The 247-nt window shown below is 51.0% G+C and carries 1 protein-coding gene; it reads left to right on the top strand.

All coding sequences use genetic code 11. The features are described from left to right. Positions 1–247 (top strand): Ig-like domain-containing protein (locus AB4405_RS24300; protein ID WP_372063109.1); only part of this gene is annotated, 247 nt, incomplete at both ends.

Here is a 247-nt window from a genome sequence, read left to right on the forward strand (position 1 = left end):
GAAGACACCTCGATCACTCGTGAGGTACCGGAAGGATCCGATGTCGATGGCACCGTGGCGTCTTACGCCTTGGCTAGCGACGTTCCGGATGGCAAAGGGTCATTGAACTTCAACAATGGCACCTATACCTTTGATCCAGGTGAGGACTTCCAAGACCTGACTAATGGTCAAACTGAAGACGTGACCTTTACTTACGTTGCGATTGATAACGAAGGGCTCTCAAGTGAGCCACAGACCATCACCATCA

The organism is Vibrio sp. 10N.261.51.F12 (assembly GCF_041471725.1).
Taxonomy (GTDB): Bacteria; Pseudomonadota; Gammaproteobacteria; order Enterobacterales; family Vibrionaceae; genus Vibrio.